General features: G+C 71.6%; 20 protein-coding genes and 4 pseudogenes. 16 read left to right on the plus strand and 8 right to left on the minus strand.

What is annotated here, in order from left to right; translation table 11 throughout:
* Window positions 1-4 precede the first annotated feature (4 nt).
* From ABT403_RS26330 to ABT403_RS26385, 12 genes are all read left to right on the plus strand, one after another.
* Window positions 5-1,291 (plus strand): ATP-grasp domain-containing protein, encoded by a 1,287-nt coding sequence (locus tag ABT403_RS26330; RefSeq protein ID WP_344161681.1) that lies wholly within the window; start codon window positions 5-7, stop codon window positions 1,289-1,291.
* Window positions 1,288-2,121, plus strand: a complete 834-nt coding sequence (locus ABT403_RS26335) for a Rossmann-like domain-containing protein (protein ID WP_344161678.1) — start codon at window positions 1,288-1,290, stop codon at window positions 2,119-2,121. The genes ABT403_RS26330 and ABT403_RS26335 overlap by 4 nt, the downstream gene beginning before the upstream one ends.
* Window positions 2,118-3,239, plus strand: a complete 1,122-nt coding sequence (locus tag ABT403_RS26340) for a PLP-dependent cysteine synthase family protein (RefSeq protein WP_344161675.1) — start codon at window positions 2,118-2,120, stop codon at window positions 3,237-3,239. Before ABT403_RS26335 ends, ABT403_RS26340 begins: the two co-directional genes overlap by 4 nt.
* On the plus strand, window positions 3,236-4,294 hold the full coding sequence (locus tag ABT403_RS26345) for an enolase C-terminal domain-like protein (protein ID WP_344161672.1): 1,059 nt from the start codon (window positions 3,236-3,238) through the stop codon (window positions 4,292-4,294). The genes ABT403_RS26340 and ABT403_RS26345 overlap by 4 nt, the downstream gene beginning before the upstream one ends.
* Entirely contained in the window at window positions 4,291-5,565 is a 1,275-nt protein-coding gene (locus ABT403_RS26350; protein WP_344161669.1) for an MFS transporter, read from the plus strand. Before ABT403_RS26345 ends, ABT403_RS26350 begins: the two co-directional genes overlap by 4 nt.
* The gene (locus ABT403_RS26355) at window positions 5,562-6,383 is read left to right on the plus strand and encodes a class I SAM-dependent methyltransferase (protein ID WP_344161666.1); all 822 of its coding nucleotides are present in this window, start codon (window positions 5,562-5,564) and stop codon (window positions 6,381-6,383) included. The genes ABT403_RS26350 and ABT403_RS26355 overlap by 4 nt, the downstream gene beginning before the upstream one ends.
* On the plus strand, window positions 6,380-7,945 hold the full coding sequence (locus ABT403_RS26360; RefSeq protein ID WP_344161663.1) for an ABC transporter substrate-binding protein: 1,566 nt from the start codon (window positions 6,380-6,382) through the stop codon (window positions 7,943-7,945). Before ABT403_RS26355 ends, ABT403_RS26360 begins: the two co-directional genes overlap by 4 nt.
* A 17-nt stretch (window positions 7,946-7,962) precedes the next feature.
* Complete coding sequence (locus ABT403_RS26365) at window positions 7,963-8,889, plus strand: ABC transporter permease (protein WP_425580229.1); 927 nt, start codon at window positions 7,963-7,965, stop codon at window positions 8,887-8,889.
* On the plus strand, window positions 8,886-9,695 hold the full coding sequence (locus ABT403_RS26370; protein WP_344161657.1) for an ABC transporter permease: 810 nt from the start codon (window positions 8,886-8,888) through the stop codon (window positions 9,693-9,695). Before ABT403_RS26365 ends, ABT403_RS26370 begins: the two co-directional genes overlap by 4 nt.
* Entirely contained in the window at window positions 9,692-11,173 is a 1,482-nt protein-coding gene (locus tag ABT403_RS26375) for an ABC transporter ATP-binding protein (protein ID WP_344161654.1), read from the plus strand. The genes ABT403_RS26370 and ABT403_RS26375 overlap by 4 nt, the downstream gene beginning before the upstream one ends.
* A 73-nt stretch (window positions 11,174-11,246) precedes the next feature.
* On the plus strand, window positions 11,247-12,218 hold the full coding sequence (locus ABT403_RS26380; RefSeq protein ID WP_344161651.1) for a heavy metal translocating P-type ATPase: 972 nt from the start codon (window positions 11,247-11,249) through the stop codon (window positions 12,216-12,218).
* Window positions 12,219-12,320: 102 nt separating this feature from the next.
* Window positions 12,321-12,716, plus strand: coding sequence for a hypothetical protein (locus ABT403_RS26385; RefSeq protein ID WP_344161648.1), 396 nt, complete (start codon window positions 12,321-12,323; stop codon window positions 12,714-12,716).
* Window positions 12,717-12,782: 66 nt separating this feature from the next.
* Here ABT403_RS26385 and ABT403_RS26390 read toward each other — a convergent pair whose 3' ends face one another.
* The gene (locus ABT403_RS26390) at window positions 12,783-14,804 is read right to left on the minus strand and encodes a putative Ig domain-containing protein (RefSeq protein ID WP_344161645.1); all 2,022 of its coding nucleotides are present in this window, start codon (window positions 14,802-14,804) and stop codon (window positions 12,783-12,785) included.
* Window positions 14,805-15,043: 239 nt separating this feature from the next.
* Here ABT403_RS26390 and ABT403_RS26395 point away from each other — a divergent pair, with 239 nt between their 5' ends.
* Window positions 15,044-15,856, plus strand: coding sequence for a TrmB family transcriptional regulator (locus tag ABT403_RS26395; RefSeq protein ID WP_344161642.1), 813 nt, complete (start codon window positions 15,044-15,046; stop codon window positions 15,854-15,856).
* Window positions 15,857-15,920: 64 nt separating this feature from the next.
* Here ABT403_RS26395 and ABT403_RS26400 read toward each other — a convergent pair.
* From ABT403_RS26400 to rpmG, 3 genes and pseudogenes are all read right to left on the minus strand, one after another.
* Window positions 15,921-16,624 (minus strand): annotated as a pseudogene (locus ABT403_RS26400) (CobW family GTP-binding protein); the annotation flags it as partial.
* Window positions 16,621-16,875 (minus strand): type B 50S ribosomal protein L31, encoded by a 255-nt coding sequence (locus ABT403_RS26405; protein ID WP_344161639.1) that lies wholly within the window; start codon window positions 16,873-16,875, stop codon window positions 16,621-16,623. The pseudogene ABT403_RS26400 and the gene ABT403_RS26405, both read right to left, overlap by 4 nt.
* Window positions 16,876-16,904: 29 nt before the next feature.
* Window positions 16,905-17,069 carry a 50S ribosomal protein L33 gene (rpmG, locus tag ABT403_RS26410; RefSeq protein ID WP_344161636.1) on the minus strand — a complete coding sequence of 55 codons (165 nt, stop codon included), beginning with the start codon at window positions 17,067-17,069 and terminating at the stop codon, window positions 16,905-16,907.
* Window positions 17,070-17,136: 67 nt separating this feature from the next.
* On the opposite strand from rpmG, the gene rpmB reads away from it, so the two are divergent.
* The 3 genes and pseudogenes from rpmB to ABT403_RS26425 form a co-directional block, all read left to right on the plus strand.
* Entirely contained in the window at window positions 17,137-17,373 is a 237-nt protein-coding gene (rpmB, locus tag ABT403_RS26415; RefSeq protein ID WP_344161633.1) for a 50S ribosomal protein L28, read from the plus strand.
* Window positions 17,373-17,678 carry a 30S ribosomal protein S14 gene (gene rpsN / locus ABT403_RS26420; RefSeq protein WP_344161630.1) on the plus strand — a complete coding sequence of 102 codons (306 nt, stop codon included), beginning with the start codon at window positions 17,373-17,375 and terminating at the stop codon, window positions 17,676-17,678. The genes rpmB and rpsN overlap by 1 nt, the downstream gene beginning before the upstream one ends.
* Window positions 17,679-18,093: 415 nt before the next feature.
* Window positions 18,094-18,279: pseudogene (locus tag ABT403_RS26425) on the plus strand (hypothetical protein); the annotation flags it as partial.
* Between the two features lie 17 nt (window positions 18,280-18,296).
* Here ABT403_RS26425 and ABT403_RS26430 read toward each other — a convergent pair.
* The 4 genes and pseudogenes from ABT403_RS26430 to ABT403_RS26445 form a co-directional block, all read right to left on the minus strand.
* Window positions 18,297-19,126 (minus strand): annotated as a pseudogene (locus tag ABT403_RS26430) (IS5 family transposase).
* Window positions 19,127-19,220: 94 nt separating this feature from the next.
* Window positions 19,221-20,402, minus strand: a complete 1,182-nt coding sequence (locus ABT403_RS26435; protein ID WP_344161627.1) for a GTP-binding protein — start codon at window positions 20,400-20,402, stop codon at window positions 19,221-19,223.
* A 4-nt stretch (window positions 20,403-20,406) separates the two neighbouring features.
* A complete protein-coding gene (rpmF, locus tag ABT403_RS26440) occupies window positions 20,407-20,577 on the minus strand; it encodes a 50S ribosomal protein L32 (RefSeq protein WP_344161624.1) in 171 nt (56 codons plus the stop codon).
* 493 nt (window positions 20,578-21,070) lie between these two features.
* Window positions 21,071-21,572 (minus strand): annotated as a pseudogene (locus ABT403_RS26445) (phosphotransferase); the annotation flags it as partial.
* Between the last annotated feature and the right edge of the window lie 50 nt (window positions 21,573-21,622).

Here is a 21,622-nt window from a genome sequence, read left to right on the forward strand (position 1 = left end):
TCCCTTGGCGCATCTGCTGGTGGTCGAGAGTTGGGTGGGGTCGATGAGCAGGCTGCTGCCCAGGGCGATCGGGGAGGGCGGGCACGAGTTCACGTTCGTCACCCGCGACCTGCACCACTACCTGCGCGGCGCCGGGTCCGGCGGCCCGCACCCGCTGCTGGCGGCGCGCAACATCATCACCGCGGACACCAACGACATGGAGGAACTGCTGCCCCACCTGGAACGGCTGCACGCGGTGCTCGCCTTCGACGGGGTCGTCTCCTCCTGCGACTACTACCTGCCGGCCGTGGCACGGATCGCCGAGCGGCTGGGCCTGCCCGGCCCGGCCGCCGAGGCCGTCGAGGCTGCCTGCCGCAAGGACTTGACCCGCCGGGTGCTGGCCGAGGCCGGGGTATCGGGCCCCCGCTTCGCGCTCTGCGCGGACACAGTGCAGGCAGCGGCCGCCGCTTGGGAGATCGGCTACCCGCTGGTGGTCAAGCCGGTGGACCTGTGTGCCGGGATGCTGGTGCGAGAGGTCCGCGACGAGAGCGAGCTGGAGGCGGCCTGCCGGGCGCTGGAAGCGTTCCCGGTCAACGCGCGCGGGCAGGACCGCAGCCCCGTTCTCCTCCTTGAAGAATTGCTCACGGGCCCCGAGGTCAGCGTCGAGACCGTCTCCTTCGGCGGTGTCATCGGCGTGGTCGGTGTCACGGACAAGAGCATCGGCGGGGCGCCCGCCTTCATCGAGACCGGCCACATGTTCCCGGCGGCCATCACGCCGGAGACGGAGCGGGAAGCGGTCGACACGGCGGTGGCCGCCATCAAGGCCCTCGGCCTGGACCACGTCGTGTGCCACACCGAAATCAAGCTGACGCCCGAGGGCCCCAAGGTGGTCGAGGTCAACCCCCGGCCCGCCGGCAACCGGATCACCGAACTCGTCCGGCACGTCACGGGCATCGACCTGGCCGCCGCCTGCGTGGACGTCGCCCTCGGTCACCTGCCCGACCTCGAGGCGCGCCCGACCGGCATGCACAGCGCCGCCATCGCCTTCCTCCTCCCCGACACCACCGGCACCCTCACCGGCATCGAAGGCGCCGACGAGGTCAGGGCGCAGCCCGGGGTCCTGGAGCTCACCCTTGCCGAGCCGGGCCGTGCCGTACGTGCCGCGACCAGCAACAACGAATACCTCGGCCACATCATGACCGCCGACACCCAGGGCAGTGGGGCACGGGAAACCGCCGAGCGGCTCCTCGCGCACCTGCACCCCACCTATGCGGAGTGTTCGGTCGAGCTGCCTCCGGTGGTGCCCGCATGACCACACCCACCCTGCACCAGCCCGCCGTACGCACCATCGACCAGCTCATCGAAGCGGTCCGCACCGGGACGTACGGTCCCGACCCCGCCCAGGGACGCATCGCGCTCGCCTTCACCACGGCCCAGGCGGTCCACCACGCCGGCCGCAGCGGCGGCTACCGCAACGAGGTCCTCAGCCTGCGCCTCGACGCGGCCGTAGGGTCCTGCGCCGTAGAGCCGGGCGCCCTGCCCCCGGCGGCACTCGACGACTGTGTCGGAGCCTCGGTGGCCGAACTCCTCAGCCACCCGATGCTTCCCGTACAGGTTGCCGCGCTCGACGCGTACCTGAGCCACGTACGCCCCCACACTCCCGAGCACGGCGCCCGCCCTTACGCCCTGCCGGCCGGCAGCTCCCTGCACCGGTCCCGAGCCCGTGCTCGCGCGGTGGTCGGCCTGCTGCCCGCAACCGGGATCCGCCGGGTCCTCGTCATCGGCGTGGTCAACTCCCTGCTGGAACAGCTGCGTGCGCGCGGACTGGAATACGTGCCCTGTGACCTCAAGGGCGGCGCCACCGAGTGGGACGAGCCCGTACGGACCGACGCCCTCGCGGAGCTGGAGCACTGCGACGCCGTCCTCGCCTCCGGCATGACCCTCGGGAACGGAACCTTCCAGCCGCTGCTCGACCACGCCGCAGCCACCGGCAAGCCCCTGGTCATGTTCGCGCAGACCGGCAGCGCGGTCCTCCCGCGCTTCGTCGGCGCCGGGGTCAGCGCCGTGTCCGCCGAGCCCTACCCCTTCTTCTGGCTCGACGGCGGCCCGGGAGTCATCCACCGCTACGGAGGTACCCGGTGACCCTCGCACCTCCGCTCCACCGCCCCCGGGCGCACCGTACGAACCCGGAGCTGTTGGCACTGGTCGGCCGCACCCCGCTCGCGCGGATCCGTACGGAACTGCCGTACGCCCACCCGGGCTTCTGGGCCAAGCTCGAATGCCTCGGCGCCGGCGGGATGAAGGCGCGGTCCGCCGTGTCCATGCTGCGCGGTGCCCGGCAGCGCGGCGAACTGCGCCCGGGCGCCACCGTGGTCGAATCGACCTCCGGCACCCTGGGGGTCGGTCTGGCCTTCGCCGGACAGGCCCTCGGCCATCCCGTCGTCCTCGTCGGCGACCGCGAACTGGAACCGTCCATGCGGCAGTTGCTCCGCACGTACGGAGCGCAGCTGGAGCTGGTGGAGCGGCCCGCTCCCGAGGGAGGCTGGCAGGCAGCCCGTATCGCCAGGCTCCGCGAGGTCCTGGCCCGGATCCCGGAGGCCTACTGGCCCGACCAGTACAACAACCCTGACAACGCGGCGGGTTACCTCTCCATGGCCGCCGAGCTCTGCGGGCAGCTCGACCACCTGGACGTGCTGGTGTGCAGCGTCGGCACCGGCGGCCACAGTGCCGGGCTCATCGGCCCGCTGCGCCGCCGCTGGCCGCGCCTGAAGGTGATCGGGGTCGACTCCGTCGGCTCCGCCATCTTCGGCCAGCCCGCCCGGCCCCGCCTCATGCGCGGGCTCGGGAGCAGCATCCACCCGCGCAACGTCGCCCACCACGCCTTCGACGAGGTCCACTGGGTGGGCCCCGCCGAAGCCGTCGACGCCTGCCGCAGGCTCGCCCGTACCAGTTTCGTCAGCGGCGGCTGGAGCACCGGCGCCGTCGCGCTCGTCTCCGCCTGGGCTGCCCGGGTGGAGGCCGGCGCGGTCGTCGCCACGGTCTTCCCCGACGGTCCGCACCGCTACCTCGGCACCGTCTACGACGACGACTTCTGCCAGGCCCATGGTCTCGACCGGGCCGAACTGGCCCTGCGGCCACTGGAGATCGCGCACCCGCACGCCACCGAGGCCGTTGGCTGGACCCGCTGCCGCACCGTGGTCGACCCTCGCGCGGTGACCCGGCCGCACCTGCCCGCACCGACGCGGGGAGGCGCCGCATGAGACTCACCTGGCACACCACAGAACTGGAACTGGCCGAGCCGCTGCGCATCTCCCGCTCGGTGATGGCCCGCCGCGACGCCGTCTGGGTCGCGATCGAGCACGGTGGCCTGACCGGCTGGGGAGAAGTCGTCAGCAGCGACTTCCTCGGCCTGCCGACTGCTCGCATCCTCCGGCACCTCACCACGGCGCGCGCCGCCGTCGAACACCTTCCCGACCCCGAGACCGCGTGGGGCGAACACATGGCCGGCTCGCCGGCCGGCTTGCCGAAGCTGCCGGCCGGAGTGCTCGCCGGGCTGGAGGCAGCGCTGCTCGACCTGGTCGGCAAACGGGCCGGCCGGCCCGCCCACCAACTGCTGGGCACGCACACCGCGCCGACCGCGCCGACCACCCGTACGATCGGCATCACCGCGCCAGTGGCCGCCGCCGCGCAAGCCGCCCGGCTCTCCATGAGCGGCTTCACCGCCCTCAAGGTGAAAGCGGGATCCCCCGATCCGGCCGAAGACCTCGCGCGCGTGGCCGCCGTGCGCGACGGAGCCCCCGAGGCGAGCCTGCTGCTCGACCCCAACGGAGCCTGGACCGAACGCCAGGCTCTCGACCTGCTCCCGCGCTTCGCCGACCTCGGCGTCACTGCCGTGGAGCAGCCCATCGCGCCGGGCAGCCCCGATTCCCTCGCCCGCGTGGCGAAGGAGTCCCCGGTCCCCGTCATCGCCGACGAGGACGCCGTCTCCTACGAGGACGCCGTCGCCCTCGCGGGACTGGTCCACGGCGTCAACGTCAAGCTCGCCAAATGCGGCGGGGTACGGGCCGCCCTGCGCATTCACGAAGCCCTGCGCGGCAGCGGCACCGACCTCATGCTCGGCTGCCTGACCGCCAGCTCCCTCGGCATCGCCCCTGCCGTGCACCTCGCCGACCGGGCCCGCTGGGTCGACCTCGACGGGCACCTGCTGCTCGCCGACGACCCCTGGAACGGCATCGGGGGCACGGACGGCACGGTACGCGCCGCCGACCGGGCCGGCCTCGGCGTCAGACGCACCCACATGGCGGTCGTACGGTGAAGGTCCTCAGCTCGGTACGAGACTTCCCCCTCGCCGTCCGCCTGCTCCTGGTCAACCAGCTCGGCGTCAACGCCGGCTTCTACCTGCTCATCCCTTACCTCGCCACCCACCTCTCCGACGGCCTCGGGCTTTCGGCCGCCGTCGTCGGCGTCGTCCTCGGCCTGCGCAACCTCAGCCAGCAGGGCCTGTTCCTGATCGGCGGCTCGGCCGCCGACCGGCTCGGCGCCCGCAGGGTGATCATCGCGGGCTGCGCCCTGCGTACGCTGGGATTCGGTCTGTTCGCCCTCGGTGACAGCCTGCCACTGCTGATCACCGCGTCCATACTCAGCGGGCTCGCGGGGGCCCTGTTCAACCCCGCCGTGCGGACCTACGTCGCCCAGGAGGCGGGTGAGCGCAAGGCGGAGGCGTTCGCGCTGTTCAACGTCTTCGCCACGACCGGGGCGCTGCTCGGCCCGCTGCTCGGCGGCCTGCTGCTCCTCGTGGACTTCCGGACCGCCGCCGTTACGGCAGCCGGTGTGTTCGCCGTCCTCACCCTCGCGCAGCTGCTGGTCCTGCCCGCCCGCAAGGTTCCGACCCCCGATACCAGGCTGCTCGGCGACTGGCGCGACGTGGCAGGCAACCGCCGCTTCCTCGCCTTCTCCCTCGCCATGATCGGCATGTACGGCCTGCAGAACCAGCTGTACCTGCTGCTGCCCCGAGCGGCCACCGACGCCTCCGGCTGGGGCGGCTCGGTCGGCCTCCTGTTCCTCGCCGGGACCGTCGCCAACCTGCTGTTCCAGCTGCGCATCACCCGGGTCCTGAAGGCCCGGGGGAGCGGGGGGCGCTGGATCGCCACCGGCCTGGGCATCATGGGCCTCGGGTTCGTGCCCCCGATGCTCGTGGCGGGCCCCGCCACCGCCCACCCGCTGCGCCTTCTGCCGGTGCTCGCCGGGGCCCTGCTGCTGCACCTCGGGGTGATGGTCGCCCAGCCCTTCGTGATGGAGCTGATACCGGCCTTCGGCCGCGCGAACCTGACCGGCACGTTCTACGGGCTCTTCTACGCGGTCTCCGGGGTCGCGGCCGCGGCCGGCAGCGCGGCCATCGGCTGGTCCATGGACACCGCCGGCCACACCGGCCTGACCTGGCTGCCCTACGGCTGCTGCCTCGTCCTCGGCCTGGTCTCGGCAGCGGCCGTGGGACACCTCCAGCGAAGACGGGCCCTGCCCTGCGAGCAGGCCCCGGACGCCCTGCCCCCTCGTGCACCCGCACGTCCCCGAAGCGAGACCCGATGACAGCCACCACCAGCGGCAACCTGCTCACCGACCACCCCGAGCTCTACGAAGAACGCTTCCCCGACCCCGAACGGCTCGCCGCCCGCTGGACCGAGGACACCCTGGCCCGCCATGCGGCCGGACCCCGCGTGCTCGACGTCGGCTGCGGCACCGGCCGCGACGCCGCCTGGCTGCACCACCGAGCCGGGCGAGAGGTCACCGGCATCGACACCTCGCAGGCGATGCTGACCCACGCGGCCACCCACAACCCGGGCCCCGCCTACCACCTGGCCGATATGCGCGAGTTCGACCTCGGAGCCACCTTCGACGCGATCGCCTGCCTCGACAGCGCCCTCCTCTACTGCCACACCAACGAGGACCTGACCGCCTTCCTCGCCCGCTGCCGCGCCCATCTCGCCCCCGGCGGGCTCCTCGTCGCCGAAATGCGCAACGGCGCCTTCTTCCTCGGCAACACCGAACTCCTCGACGGCCCGCGCACCAACACCTTCGCCTGGCGCGGCACCACGTACACCTCCCACACCACCCTGTGGATCGATCACGGCGCGCAACTCCTGCGCCGCCGGAGAATCTGGACCGCCGACGACGGCTGCCCACAGGAGGAGCAGCGCTCCGCCTGGCGCCTGCTCTTCCCGCAGGAACTCCGGTACTTCCTCACCACCGCCGGGTTCGAGGTCCTCGCACTGCACGACGGACCCGGCCCGCGCACCGAACCGCCGTGGAGCGAGGGCGAGGCCCCGCATGGGACCACGAGTTCCGATCGCCTCCACCTCATCGCCCGGCTCATGCCCCACCCCACCAACGGAGACACCCCCGCATGAACGACGCCCGCTCCAGCCTCGCCCGCAGAGGCTTCCTCATCGCCACGGGTGCCACGGCCCTCGCCTTCACCGCCGCCTGCGGCACCGGCACCACCATCCCGGACGCCAAGAACGCCGCCGAGGGAGCCCCGAAGCAGGGCGGCCGGTTGCGCGCCGCCTTCGCCGGTGGCGGCGCGAACGAGACCCTGGACCCGCACGCCGCCAACCTGTTCGTCGACGCCGCCCGCGCCAAGGCCCTCTTCGACAAGCTCGCCGACTTCGGCGCCGACCTCGCCGCCGTCCCCAGGCTCGCCGAGAAGTGGGAGCCCAACGACGCACTCGACACGTGGAAGATCACCCTGCGCAAGGCCGCCTTCCACGACGGCAAGCCCCTCACGGCCGAGGACGTCCTCTACAGCTACCGCCGCATCGCCGACCCCAAGGGCACCTTCCGTGCCAAGGCCTCCCTTGAGCCCATCGACCTCGACGCCAGCCGTGCCCTGGACCCGTCCACCGTCGAGTTCAAGCTCAAGCGGCCGTACGCCGAATTCCCCAACGTCCTCGCCGCCTTCGGCGCGTACATCGTCCCCAAGGACGCCACCGCCTTCGACAAGCCCATCGGCTCCGGACCGTTCAGCTTCGTCTCCTTCAAGCCGGGCAGCTCCCTCGTCGTCAAGCGCAACGACGCCTACTGGGAGGGTGCCCCGCACCTCGACGAGCTCGAATTCGTCGTCGCCTCCGAGGAGTCGGCACGTGTCAGCGCCCTGCTCGGCGGCCAGGTCGAGTACGCCCACGAGCTGAACCCGGCCACCGCCCGCACCCACGAAGGCAAGGGGAAGATCGAGATCGTCCGCCTCCCAGGCAGTGCGATGCAGGGCTTCGTCATGAAGACCGACCGCCCGCCCTTCAACGACCCCCGGGTCCGCCAGGCCTTCTTCCTCATCGCCGACCGCAAGGAACTCGTCGACGGAGCCCTCTCCGGCGCCGGTGACATCGGCAACGACCTCTTCGGCAAGGGCTACCAGTACTACCCCGCCGGCCTCCCGCAGCGCACCCAGGACCTCGACAAGGCCCGCGCGCTCCTCAAGGAGGCCGGCGCCGAGGGCCTCAAGGTCACCCTCGACACCGCCCCCGCCGCCACGGGCTTCGTCGAGGCCGCCGGCATCTTCAAGGAGCAGGCCGCCAAGGCCGGGGTCACCGTCGAGATCAAGGTCGGCAACAAGGACACGTACTGGAAGGACATCCTCAACAACGGCACCTTCGCCTCCTACCGGTCGGGCGCCATGCCCATCGAGTCCCACATCTCGCAGCGGCTGCTGACCGGATCGACCACCAACGCCACCAAGTGGCAGCACAAGGACTTCGACGACCTGTACCAGCAGGCCCAGTCCACCCGTGACGTCACGCAGCGCGGCGCCCTCTACGAGCGGATGCAGCGCCGGCTGTACGACGAGGGCGGCTTCCTGATCTGGGGCTTCGCCGACTGGATCATCGCCACCGCGCCCACCGTGCACGGGGTGTCGAAGCAGGCCCCCGCCAACACCCTCGACTGGGCCCGCTTCGACAAGATCTGGCTCGCGTGACACCGCACCTCTCATGGATGGGCCGCCGCCTGCTCCTCGGCCTGGGGCAGACGGCGGCCGTCGTCCTGTTCATCTTCGCCCTCACCGAGGCGCTGCCCGGTGACGCGGCCGTCGCGCTCGCCGGGGACCAGCCCGATCCCGCCCGCATCGCCCGCATCCGCGAGACGATGGGCCTGGACCGGCCCGCCGCCGAGCGCCTCGCCGACTGGGTCGTCGGCCTCCTGCACGGCGACCTCGGCACCTCCCTGGTCAGCGGACGGCCCGTCACCGGCTACCTGGCCGCCGGCCTGGGCCCCACCCTGCTGCTGGCCGCCGCGACGCTCGCCCTGCTCGTCCCCCTCTCGGTCGGCCTCGGGGTCCTGGCGGCCCGCCGCGAGGGCGGCCGGCTGGACCGGACCGTCAGCGCCCTGACCCTCGCCGTGCACGCCGTACCGGAATTCGCCGTGGGGGTCCTGCTCGCCACGGTCTTCGGACTGTGGCTGGGCTGGCTGCCGCCCACGGCCGTCGGCGCTGACGTGTTCACCGAGCCCGCCGTCCTGATCCTGCCGGTCGTCGTCCTGCTGTCGCGGCCGGTGTGCACCATCAGCCGCCTCGTGCGCGCCGGGATGATCGACGCGATGGCATCGCCGTACGTCGCCCAGGCCCGGCGCTACGGAGTCTCCGGCGTCCGGATCACCTGGACCCACGCCCTGCCCAACGCGCTCGCCCCCGCCACCCAGCAACTGGCCCGCACCTGCGACTGGCTCCTGAGCGGGGTGATCGTCGTGGAGGCCCTCTTCGTGATCCCCGGCCTCGGCACCGTACTCATCGAAGCCGTCGCCGCCCGTGACATCCCGGTCGTCCAGGGCATGGCGGTGGTCTTCGGCGTCGTCACCGTGGTGGTCAACCTCGCCGCGGACCTGGCCGCCCGCCGCTTCGCACCCCGGTCCGAGGTGGCGGCATGAGGCAGAAACCCGAGAGATCCCTCCTGGCCCTCGTGCTGATCGGCCTCCCCGTCCTGCTCGCCCTGGTGGGCCCCTTGGTGGCCGGTCCGGCCGGTCCCCGCTCGGTCTCCTTCGCCTCCGGCGACGGGCACCGGCTCGGCACCGACTTCAGCGGACGCGATGTCTGGCACCAGGTGCTCCTCGGCGGCCGCTCCGTCGTGCTCGTGGCGATCGCGGCCACCGCCCTGGCCTACCTCGTCGCCGTCCCGCTGGGACTCACAGCCGCTCTGACCCGCCGCACCTGGCTGGAAGAGGCGCTGATGAGGCCTTTGGACGTGGTCATCGCGGTCCCCTCGCTGCTGCTGGTGCTGCTCGTCGCGGCCACCCTCTCCCCGGGGCCCGCCGGACTGACCGTCCTGGTCGGGTTTGCCGCCGTACCCGACGCCGCCCGGGTCGTTCACGCGGCGGCCGTCGAGATCTCCTCCCGGCCGGCCGTGGAAGCGCTGCGCATGCAGGGCGAGTCCTGGTGGCGCACGGCCATCGGGTACGTGGCCCGCTCCATGCGCCGCACCCTCGCCGCCGACGCCGGCATCCGCCTCACCGGAGCCCTCTACCTGGTCGCGACCGCCGCCTTCCTCGGCGTGGGCATACAGCCGGACGCCGCCGACTGGGCGGTCATGGTGGACCGCAACCGCACCGGCCTCTTCCTCCAGCCCTGGGCCGTGGTCGTACCCGCCCTGCTCATCGCGGCCCTGTCCATGGGCACCAACCTCCTGTTCGACGCCGCCCTCCAACGGGCCACCCCCCGGAAGGGAGCGCCGCGATGACCCTCGTCGCGCACGTGCGGGACCTGCGAGTCGAGATCGACGGACGGGCCATCGTGGACGGCGTCAGCCTCGCCGCCCACGCCGGCAGGATCACCGCCCTCATCGGCCCGTCCGGCAGCGGCAAGACCACCACCGGACTCGCCCTCCTGGGCGAATACCCGGCCGGCGCCGTGGTCGACGGCGAGGTCCACACACCAGCCGGCCCGGTGGGATACATACCCCAGCACCCGGCATCCGTCCTCAACCCCGCCCGCCGGGTGGGAGCGCTGCTCGCCGACATCGCCGCCCGCCACGGAGGCAACCGGCGCGAACGCAGGCACCGCACCGAAGAGGCCCTGCGCCTCGCCCAGATCCAGGATCCCGCGGCCGTGCTGCGGCGCTTCCCGCACCAGCTCTCCGGCGGCCAGCAGCAGCGCGTCGTCCTGGCCCAGGCCCTGCTGCTCGGTGCGCGGGTGATCGTCGCCGACGAGCCCACCACCGGCCAGGACGTCCTCACCAAACAGGGCATGGTGGCGGAGCTGGCCGTCGTCGCCGCACAGGGCATCGCCGTCGTCCTGCTCAGCCACGACCTGGGCGTCGTACGGGAGCTGGCCGACGAGGTCGTGGTGATGCGGGACGGACGGGTCGTGGACCGTGGACCCGCGTCGTCAGTCCTCGACGGTCGCGTACCGGAGCAGCCGAGCGCCGCGCGAGCGCCCCGCCCGCCCGGGCAGGTACGCCTGGAGGCGCGGAATCTGACCGCATGGCACCGCACCACACGGGGGGCCGTCGAGGTGCTGAGCGACATCGGAGTCCCGGTTGCGGCAGGGGAGTGCGTGGCGCTCGTCGGCCGTTCCGGCAGCGGAAAGACCACACTCGGACGCTGCCTGGCCGGCCTGCACCGCGCCTACGAGGGCACGGTCCTGCTCGGCGGGACGCCGTTGCCGCGCAGCCTGCGTTCCCGGAGCCGCCCCGAACTGGCCGCCGTGCAGTACGTGTTCCAGGACGCGAAGGCAGCCTTCGACGAGCACCGGCCGGTCCTCGACCAGGTGGCACGCAGCGCGGTACGGCTGCGCGGCGCCGCACCGGCGCACGCTCGGCGTACCGCCCTGAGCACCCTCGGTGAGTTCGGCCTCGGTGAGAGCCTCGCCCGGCGCCGCCCCGGCGAGCTCTCCGGCGGCGAACTCCAGCGAGCGGCGGTGGCCCGAGCCCTGCTGGCAGAGCCACAGGTGCTCATCTGCGACGAGATCACCTCCGGACTCGACCCGGCCACCCGGGCCACCATCCTCGACGCCCTCGCCCGGCTCAGGGAACGCGACGAGCTCAGCCTGGTCTTCATCACCCACGACCTGGCCGCTGCCGCAGTCCTCGCGGACCGCATCGCAGTGCTCGATGCAGGCCGCATCGCCGAGTCCGGCCCCGCCCGTCGGCTGCTGGAGACGCCGCAGCACCCCGTCACCCAGGGGCTCCTGTCAGCCTCGTTGACGCAGAGGGCCTGATCGTCAACTGGAGGGCGGGACCACCCGGGGACATGCAGTCACCTACGTCGTCACCCGTGACGCACGGCGCACGATGACCATGCTGCTCATCGCCTGCCCCTGCGCGGCGGGGCTCGCCACCCCGACCGCCATCAGCGCGGCCATCGGAAACGGTGCCCGCCGCGGCACCCTCATCAAGGGCGGCACCCACCTGGAGGGCATCGGCCGGGTCACCGCAGTCGCCTTCGACAAGACCGGCACCCTCACCTTCGGCCGCCCCCTGGTCACGAGCGTGGTGACCCTCAGTGAGAAGGTCACCGCCGACGAGGCCCAGACCTGGACGGACCGGCTGCGCGCCGGCGGCGAGACCGTCATCCGCCTCGCCCACGACAAGGACCTCATCGGCATGCTCGGCGTCTCCGACGCCGTACGGGCCGGCGCTGAAACCGTCATTCAGCAGCTGCGTGACCTGGGCGTCGACCGCCTGATCCTGCTCACCGGCGACGCGCAGGAGACCGCCCAGGTCGTCGCCGACACCCTCGGGATCACCGAAGTCCACGCCCACGCGCTCCCGGAGGCCAAACTCCAGCTGATCAGGGACCTCCAGGCCGAAGGCCACACCGTCGCCATGGTCGGCGACGGCACCAACGACGCTCCCGCCCTCGCGCTGGCCGACGTCGGTATCACCATGGGCGAGCATTCCTCCCACGTCGCCCTGGAGACCGCCGACATCGCACTCGCCGGCAACGACCTGCGCCAGGTCGCCGCCGTGGTGGAGCTGAGCCGCCACACCCTGCGCGTCGTACGTCAGAACTACGGGCTCGCGATCGGCGTCAACCTGCTGGGCCTGGTCGCGGGCGCCGGCGGCTCCATGAATCCCGTTCTGGCGGCCCTGTTGCACAACACGAGCAGCATCGCGGTGGTCGGCAACTCGGCACGCCTGGTCAACCACACCCCGCACCTGCCCCGCGTGGGTGACGACGTCCTGCGGCGGGCCCCGCTGGAGGAGCGCCGCGTGGGCCACCACGATCCCGCAGCGAACGCCGACGGCACGTCCGTGCCGTAGTTTCGAGCTCGATGGAACCCGGATCGCGGGTACCACGTCCCATCCCTGGCCGGTGTCGCGGTGCGGGGAGGTGGTGGGATGCGGGTACGGACGGGAATGGCCGTGACGGTGCTGCTGCTTGCGGCCGGTTGCGGTTCGGGCGCCATGTCCCCGGGGGCGGACCCGACGGATTCGGCTGCGGCGTCGGTCGGCGTCGACTGTCGGACCGCCGCTGCGGTGAGCGGCACCGACGTGACCGTCACAGCGGCCGACAACGGTCGTCGGGTCTGCCTGGGGAGGTCGGGTACGGTGCGGGTGTCGCTGCCGGGGACGCCCGCCGCCCCGGTGACCTTGTCGGGGACGGCGTTGGCCGAGGTCTCGGATCACGTCTTCCGGGGTGTGTCGGCCGGTACGGCCGTTCTGGCGTCCGCCGTCCCGGCGTGTTCGTCGCCTGCTCCGCCCGGTGGGGTGCGCTGCATGGCGGTGGTGGCCTGGCAGGTCACCGTGGTGGTCCGGTGACCGCCCCATGGCCGGACGGGCCCGGACCGATGCCTGCGGTCCGGGCCCGTCCTCTTCAGGTGCGGGTCAGCTGGTGGTGACCGCGGTGTCGTCGATCACGAACGACGTCTGCAGGCTGGGGTCCTCGGTGCCGTTGAACTTGATGGTCACCGTCTGCCCCGCGAACGAGGACAGGTCGAGGGTCTTCTGCGCGTAACCGGTGTTCTTGTCGAGGTTGGAGTAGCTCACCAGGGTGGTGGAGTTGGCCGTCACGGTCAGCTTGTCGTAGGCCGTGGTGGTGGTCGTCTCCGCGGTGTCGATGTGCAGGTAGTAGCTGAGGGTGGCGTGGCAGCCGGCCGGGATCGTCACCGACTGGGAGAGCGAGTCGGTGTGGGTGGAGCCGTAGCCGTTGAGCCATGCCTTCCAGGAGCCGGAGTGCGCGGCCTCGCCGCTGCCGTTGTCGACCACGCCGCTGGTGGCGGTCCAGGGGCTGGCGCTGCCGGTTTCGAAGCCCGGGTTGCCGAGGAGCTGGGCGGCGCCGCAGCTGCTGCCGGTCGGGGTGACCGTCCAGGTGAAGGAGGCGCTGCCGGTGGCGTTGGTGGTGTCCTTGGCGGTGACCGTCACGTTGTAGGTGCCCGCGGTGGTCGGGGTGCCGCTGATCAGGCCGGTCGAGGCGTTGATGGACAGGCCCGGCGGGAGTCCGGTGGCGCTGTAGGTGAGGGTCTGGCCGCTCGCGGAGTCGGTGGCCTGGATCTGGAGGGAGGCGGCCGTGTTGACGGTGGTGCTTCTGCTGCCGGGGTTGGTCACCGTGACGGTGTTCCCGCCGGTGGACCCGCCGGTGAAGGCGGCGACGCCGTTGGGTGTGCCGAGCCCGGTCGGGCCGTCGTAGCCGGACTTCGCGGTGCAGAGGTAGCTGCTGGAGCAGGACCCGTTGGCGCCGCTGGTCACGTCGTTGAGCGAGGCGGTGTGGGCGTACGGGTACGACGAGGGGTAGCTGCCCGCGGCCGGGGTTCCGGCGAGGGCGTAGACGGCGGCGATGATCGGCGCGGAGGCGCTGGTGCCGCCGTAGACGTTCCAGCCGCTCGCCTGGTAGCTGTCGTAGACGGCGAGGCCGGTGGCGGGGTCGGCGACGGCGGAGACGTCGGAGACGGTGCGCTTGGCGCAGCCGGTGTCCTTCTGCCAGGACGGCTTGGTGGTGTAGGCGGAGCAGCCGGAGCCCGCGCCGTTGCCGCCGGAGCTGGTGCCCCATACCGATTCGGACCAGCCGCGGGAGGTGCCGCCCGCGCGGGTCAGCGAGGTGCCCCCGACCGAGGTGACGTACTGGGAGGCCGCCGGGTACTCGACCCCGTAGCCGCTGTCACCGGAGCTGACGGTGATGGCGACGCCCGGGTGGTTGAAGTAGGAGGCGTCGGAGCTCGGGTCGGTGGAGTCCTCGCCGCCGCCGTAGCTGTTGGAGACGTACTTGGCGCCCATGGCCACCGCGCGGTTGACGGCTGCGCCGAGGTCGGCCATGGACGGCTGGTTGGCCTCGACGAGCAGGATGTGGCACGACGGGCAGACGGCACTGACCATGTCCACGTCGAGGGAGATCTCGCCCGCCCAACCGGAGTCGGCGGTCGGGTAGTTGGTGCCGCCGTTCTGGTCGACCTTCTTGAAGCAGCCGTTGGCGGTGGTGCACGCCGGTAGACCGTACTGGGCGCGGTAGGTCGCCAGGTCGGCCTCGGCGTTCGGGTCGTCGTAGGCGTCGATGATGGCGACCGTCGCGCCGGCTCCCGCCGAGGCCGGCAGGGCGTAGGCGCTCTGCAGGTCGGTGGGTCCGTAGCCGGACGGAACGAGGTTCGGCGCGAGGCTGAGCTGCTGCTTGACGTCGGTGCGGGCCAGCGCGTGGCAGGCCATGAACCCGGGCTTCGTCGGCTCCGAGCAGAGTCGCTGGGTCTGCGCGGTGGAGGCGGTGGGCGTGGCGGGCGCCGTCGAGGCTGCCGACGGGGAGGCGACGGCGAGCAGACCGCCGGATATCAGGGCGGCGGCCCCGAGTACGGACGTCGCGGCGCGGCGCGTCAGTCTCCCGACGCGGCTGGTGGGTTTCGATTGCAATGAACAGCCCTCCATGGGGGGTCGGATCCCCGCGGCGTGGGATTGGCCCGCACACGTGAGTGACAGGTCCATGACATGTCTTTGGGTGTGCGGGAACGCCGCGGGTTACGAGTGGCACTGGTTCATTGATCCGGCTGTCACCACGTTCAGTGGTGGCCACCGCAGAACGTAATGAGAATCATGCCCAAGGGGATACCCGCGAAAAGCAAAGGATTGCTTTCGGTCAGTGATCTACCGGTATACCTTGTGCTGCCATGGAGTTGGATGACGGTGCGGTCAACGACCTCGTCTCACTGGGCCTTTCCGGCTATGAAGCACGGGTCTACCTCGCGTTGGTCACGAGGGAGTCGTACACCGCGGCGCAGGTCGCGCGCGCCGCGCACGTCCCCCGCCAGCGGGTCTACGACGTACTGGACGCACTGGTACGAAGGCGCCTCGCGATCCCGCGTCCGGGACGGGTCGCGGCGTTCTCGGCCGTGTCACCCGAGCTGGCCGTCTCCCGGCTGATGGCCCTTCAGCGGGAGTCGCTGAAACGGCTGGACCAGGCATCGACCGCCCTCGCCGCGGCGCTGACCCCGCTCTGGACCGCCGGGCAGACCCACACCGACCCGCTCGACTACATCGAGGTACTACGCGACCCCAAGGCGATCGCCGAACGGTTCGCGAGCATCCAGGCACAGGCCGCACACGAGCTGCTCAGCTTCTGCAAACCCCCCTTCGTCGCCCCCGCCGCCAATACGGAAGGCATCAGGACCGTCCGCAGGCTACGCAGGGCCGGGGGCACGGCCCGCGCCGTCTACACCCATGACGCACTCGGCGACGCGGACGTGCTGGAGAACGTACGCCGGTTCGGCGAGGCGGGGGAGGAGTCCCGGTTCGTGCCGGAGCTTCCGCTGAAGCTGGTCGTCGCCGATGCCTCACTGGTCCTCTGTGACATGCCGGACCCCATGGCCGGCACCGGCGCCACCACCGCTCTGTTCATCGAACACCCGGCTCTCGCCGTTTGTTTGAGGATGTCGTTCCTGGCCGTCTGGGACCAGGCCGGGACGGTGGCCGAGCTGACCTAACCGGGGTACCGCTGAGGCCGGACAGCGTCAGGTCGTTCCTTCGCAGTGCGGATGTCGGCCGCTTTCGCACCGGGCGATCCGGCCGGTCGCGCCGGTCCGCCTCCTGGGGGAGCGGCGCGCACGCCGGGTGCTGGGCGGCAGCTGCCGTTTCCGCGTCGAAGCCGGCGAAGGCCGGCCCGGCGAGCTCGCCGGACCCGGCGCGGACCTGACGGGCGGTCGGGTGGAGCTGGCCCAGGAGGGCGCGGTCCTCGTCGGCGGCGTCTTCGCCGTCGACGAGGCCAGTACCGGCGTACTCCAGCTGCCGTGCCCAGGTGTCTCCGACGGTGCGCTGGTCGGAGGCCGCCGCCGCGAGCCCTGCGTCCGCCAGGTCGTCGCCGGTGACGAGGTATGGTACGGCAGCACGAGCGCCGGGTCGACAGCGGTCCTGACGCCGGTGAGATCGCGTACGTCTCCACCGTGCCGCACCACGACCTCGGCCATTTCCCTTGCGTTCGACCGAGTCCCAGAGTTCGACGACGGCCAGCCGGGTCAGACCGCTGTCGGCCACCCGCTCCAGCTCGGGGATCAGGTCCTCGCGCAGGGCGCAGCGGGCGCAGTCGTTGAACAGGGGCGCCTCGCCTGGGGCAGCTCCCCCGAGGCGTCACGCACCAGGCGTAGCACCGTGCGGTGGAGGGCGGCGCTGCCGGGTACGGCGTGCGGCAGTCGGTCCACGACCTCCTTGCGGGCGTCAGAGTGGAGCCCGCCGACGATGACGACGGGCAGGGTCATGCACGCGCATTGCTCCCGTAGCGGCGCTGGAAGCGCTCGACGCGGCCGGCGGTGTCCAGGACGCGGGCGGTGCCGGTGTAGAAGGGGTGGCTCTGCGAGGAGATCTCGACGTCGATCACGGGGTAGGTGTTGCCGTCCTCCCACTCGACCGTCTTGTCACTGGTGGCGGTGGAGCGGGTGAGGAAGGCGAAGTCGGCGGCCTTGTCGCGGAAGACGACGGGGCCGTAGGCGGGGTGGATTCCGGGCTTCATGACGGTGTCCTTCAGGCAGGAGGGCGGGGTCAGCGTTCTTCGCGGAAGTCGACGTGGCGGCGCACCACCGGGTCGAACTTGCGCAGCACCATGCGGTCGGGATCGTTCCGCCGGTTCTTGCGGGTGACGTAGGTGTAGCCGGTCCCCGCCGTGGAGCGGAGCTTGACGATCGGGCGTACTTCGGGGCGAGCCATGGCGCTAGTATATGACAATGGTTCCCATTACCAAAAAGGAACCGTCCCGAGAGAGGTAGGTAACTCCTTGTCCGCCCACTGCCAACTGACCGGCGCCCAGCCGGGCTTCGGCAACAACATCTCCCACTCGCACCGGCGCACCTCCCGCCGCTTCGACCCCAACATCCAGAGCAAGAGGTACTGGCTGCCCAGTGAGGGCCGGTACGTGCGGCTGAAGCTCTCCGCCAAGGCGATCAAGACCGTGGACACCATCGGCGTAGAGGCCGCCGTGGCGCGGATCCGGGCCCGGGGGGTGAAGGTCTGATGGCCAAGCAGAGCAAGATCGCGCAGAACGAGAAGCGCAAGGCGGTCGTCGCGAGGTACGCCGCCCGGCGGGCCGAACTGAAGGAAGTCATCCGCCGTCCGTCCTCGACGGAGAACGAACGCGCGGCCGCGCTGGCAGAGCTGCGCAAGCAGCCCCGCAACGCGAGCGCCACCCGGATCCGTAACCGCGACAGCGTGGACGGCCGCCCCCGCGGACACCTCCGGAAGTTCGGGCTGTCCCGGGTCCGCATGCGCGAGCAGGCGCACGCCGGGTTCCTCCCCGGAGTTACCAAGTCGTCCTGGTAGGCCGGTAGGCCGGTAAGGCAGGCGTGCCCACGTCTCCGGCGGGATGTGGGCACGCCGTCCGGCCCGCCTGCGGCCCGCACCTGCGGCGCAGCGCGCCGCCCACCTCAACTGAGGGGAATCCGACTGTCCAAGGGCCTGCTGAGCGTGGTCACCGGAAGCGCCCCCGGTGTCCGGGGTCAGGTAGTGGATCACTTGCCGAGTGCCGGCCCGCGCGCGCGGCAGTGCTGGCCGTCTCGATCGAGGCCCGCGGCAGCGGATGTCCAGTGGTGCAGCGGTTCACCTCCGGAGCCGGTGCGCGGCTGCGAGAAACATCTGCGCACGGTGCGACCGGCGACCCGGTCGGGTGACACAGACCTGTCGCGCGACCGGGAGTACTGGACGGCCGCGCCTGACCCGCTCCTTGGCAGTCCCTGACCTGCCGCTCGGCGCGCTGGGCCACGAAGGCTCCACTGTCATCGTCGGCCTCAACGGCCTGCGCCTGCGCCGCACCGCCGTGGAACCACGTATGAGCCGCCCCGGAAAGAAGGCCGCCCCTGCACCGTTGGGTGACAGGGGCGGCGATACCGGGCTGGGCAGTGCCGTGGCTGTGACCTCCCCCTAGGAGTTGTCGTCAAAGTGTCACGCCCACATCAGGAGCGATGCGAGGGTGACGGCTGCTTGGTAGGACTGGGCGGTCTTGTCGTACCTGGTGGCGATGCCGCGCCACTGCTTGAGGCGGTTGAAGCACCGTTCCACCACGTTGCGGTGCTTGTAGACCTCACGGTCGAAAGCCGGCGGGCGGCCGCCCCGGCTGCCGCGCCGGGCCCGGTTGGCAACCTGGTCGGACCGTTCCGGGATGGTGTGGGCGATGCCCCGGCGTCGGAGCCAGGTCCGGATCGCCTTCGAGCTGTAGCCCTTGTCGCCGATGACGTGGCCGGGTCGCTTGCGCGGCCGGCCCGGTCCTGTGCGAGGCACCCGTATCGCGTCCATCACGGCGGTGAACTGGGTGCAGTCGTTGGTGTTCCCGGCGGTCAGGACGAAGGCCAGCGGCCGGCCCGCTCCGTCGCAGGCGAGGTGGATCTTGCTGGTCAGCCCGCCGCGGGACCGGCCGAGGGCCGGGCTGCGGAGCCCCCTTTTCGGGCTCCGGCCGCGTGCTGGTGGGCACGGACGACAGTGGAGTCGACCGACACGAGCCACTCGATATCGCCCGCGGCATCCGCTTGCGCCTGGGCTGCCTGGAGCATCCGCTCGAAGGTCCCGTCCGCCGCCCACCGGCGGAAACGCGTGTGGAGGCTGGCCCACGACCCGTACCGTTCGGGCACGTCCCGCCAGGCGACCCCGGTCCGGAACTTCCAGACGATCCCGTTCAGGACCGTCCGGTCATCCAGCCGCGGCCGCCCGAAAACAGGCCGGGGCAGCAGCGGCTCCACGAGTTCCCACTCGGCATCGGACAGTTCATGGCGACGTATCACGACACCATGATCCACAACCCAAGATCACTTTGACGACAGACCCTAGCTCTCCGCTTCGCTCGAGCAGGGGCCCCATCCCAGTCCGGAGTCTTCAGGCCTGCAGCGCCGGCTCCGGGTGCTCGTGCTCGCAGGCGTCGTCGATGCCGTAGGTGTCCCAGGTGGGGAACGGGTCGCCCGCAGGCAGGATCTCTCCGTCGGCCACGAGGCAGCCGGCCAGCGCGGCCTGGAGGGCTTCGGTGCGCAGTCCGGTTCCGATGAACACCAGTTCCTGGCCCTGGGCGGTGTCCGTATCACGGGCGCCGGAGGGCTCGAAGCGGGCCACGGCGCCGGCCTGCGACCAGAGACCGGTCACGTGCGGGCGGCTGGCCAGCCAGAAGAAGCCCTTGGAGCGCAGGATCTGCCCGAAGGTGCCGCTGTCGAGGCCCTTGGTGACGAAGTTCCACAGCCGGCCCGGGTGGAAGGGCAGTTCGGAGCGGAAGACGGTGGAGGAGATCCCGTACTCCTCGGTCTCCGGGACGTGGTCGCCGTTGAGTTCCATGACCCAGCCCGGGGCCTCCTGAGCGCGCTCCAGGTCGAACAGTCCGGTCCCGAGGATCTCGCGGAGCTCCACGCGTCCGCGGGTGGCGGGCACGATCCTCGCGACGGGGTTGAGTCGGGAGAGGGCGGCTCGGAGCCGGTCGGCGCTCCGCTTGCCGACCAGGTCGAGTTTGTTGAGCACGATGACGTCGGCGAACTCGATCTGGTCCATCAGGAGGTCGCTGACGGTGCGCTCGTCGTCCTCGTACTGGTCCAGCCCGCGCTCGGCGAGGCCGTCCCCGCCGGTCAGTTCGGGCAGGAAGTTCGCCGCGTCGACGACGGTGACCATGGTGTCGAGCCGGGCGAGATCGCCGAGGGTCGCCCCGTCGTCCCGGGGGAAGGCGAAGGTGGCGGCGACCGGCATGGGCTCGGAGATGCCGCTGGACTCGATGAGCAGGTAGTCGAAGCGGCCCTCGCGGGCGAGGCGGTCGACCTCTTCGAGCAGGTCGTCGCGCAGTGTGCAGCAGATGCACCCGTTGGTCATCTCGACCAGGCGCTCCTCGGTGCGTGACAGGGCGGCCTCGCCGCCGCGCACCAGGGCGGCGTCGATGTTGACCTCGCTCATGTCGTTGACGATGACCGCGACGCGCAGGCCCTCGCGGTTACTCAGGACGTGGTTGAGCAGGGTGGTCTTGCCCGCGCCGAGGAAGCCGGACAGGACGGTGACGGGCAGACGGCCGTCGGTGGCGCCGGTCATCGACTCAGCCCTCGGGGCGCAGCAGGCCGCGCTCGTAGGCCTTCAGCAGCCGCTGCGGCACGAGGTACGCGGATCCGTCCACGGTGAAGGGCACCAGCGTCGGGGTGGTGGCCTTCCACTGGGCGCGGCGGTGGCGGGTGTTGCTGCGGGACATCTTCCGCTTGGGAACGGCCATGGTGAACCTCCTCGGTAGGCGAACGATCGCCGACGCTATATGAAAATGGATGCCATTGCCAAATTAGGTCTTGGGTGGGGTGCGCAGATCCTCGTCGGTGACCTGCTCGACGGAACGGTGCAGCGTCCAGTGGCGGGCTTTGCCGCTCATGGGCAACGCGGTCACGGTGGTCTCGACGGGTGGTCGGCCGGGCTCGGCGGAGGCGAGTTGCCGGATGATGACGGCGGTGTCGTCGTCGAGGTCCAGCAGGCGGCGTACGGCGTTTTTGAGGCTGGACGTGCACCGGCTGGCTGCGTCCGCAGAACCCGGCGCACGGCGAAGGGGAAGACGGACGCCGTACTACCGGACGGGCCGGGGCGGCCAGCCGCACGGACAGCGCCGTCACCGGCGATCGGAGTGCGAGCCGGAACCCTCGGCAGCCCAGCCCCTGTGCAGTTCAGTCCTGCGGGCCCGGACGGTGTCCTCGTGCCGTCCGGAGACGGCTGCCCGCCCGTCAGCCCGCGAGTGCCGCGGTGATCTGGCGGGTGGTCTGCATGGCGACGCGAGGACTGGTGGCGGCGTACGCGACGTGGGCGTTCAGCCCGCCCCCGCGCCCAGGTGTGCTGGTCCACCCCCAGCGCCGTGCGGAAGACCGCCCGGCTGCGGGCCGACATCAGGGTGAAGGCGATCGTCAGGTCGCACGCCGGATCGCCGAGACCGAACTCGCCGAAGTCGATGACCGCGCTCAGCTCGCCCCCGGCCGTCAGCAGGTTCTTCCCGGTGTGGGGGTCGCCGTGACACCACACCGGGGCCCGCCCCCACGCCGGGGCGGCAAGAGCGGCGTCCCACAGCGCGGTCATGGCCCCGGCGTCGAACACCCCGGCCAGCGCGGCGATGGCCGCCCGCGCCGAGGTGTCCCGCTCCGCCAACGGCGCCCGCGCCCTGACCCGGCCATCCGTCGGGCAGGCCGACAGCGCCGTCAAGAACCCCGCGAGGGCCCGGGCAGCTGGAACCGAACGGTACGAGGACGGCGGGGCGGGGGTATTGATCTGCGGGGACCCAACTT

The sequence above is a fragment of the Streptomyces sp. NPDC000075 genome (genome assembly GCF_040301925.1).
Classification (GTDB): Bacteria; Actinomycetota; Actinomycetes; order Streptomycetales; family Streptomycetaceae; genus Streptomyces; species Streptomyces polychromogenes.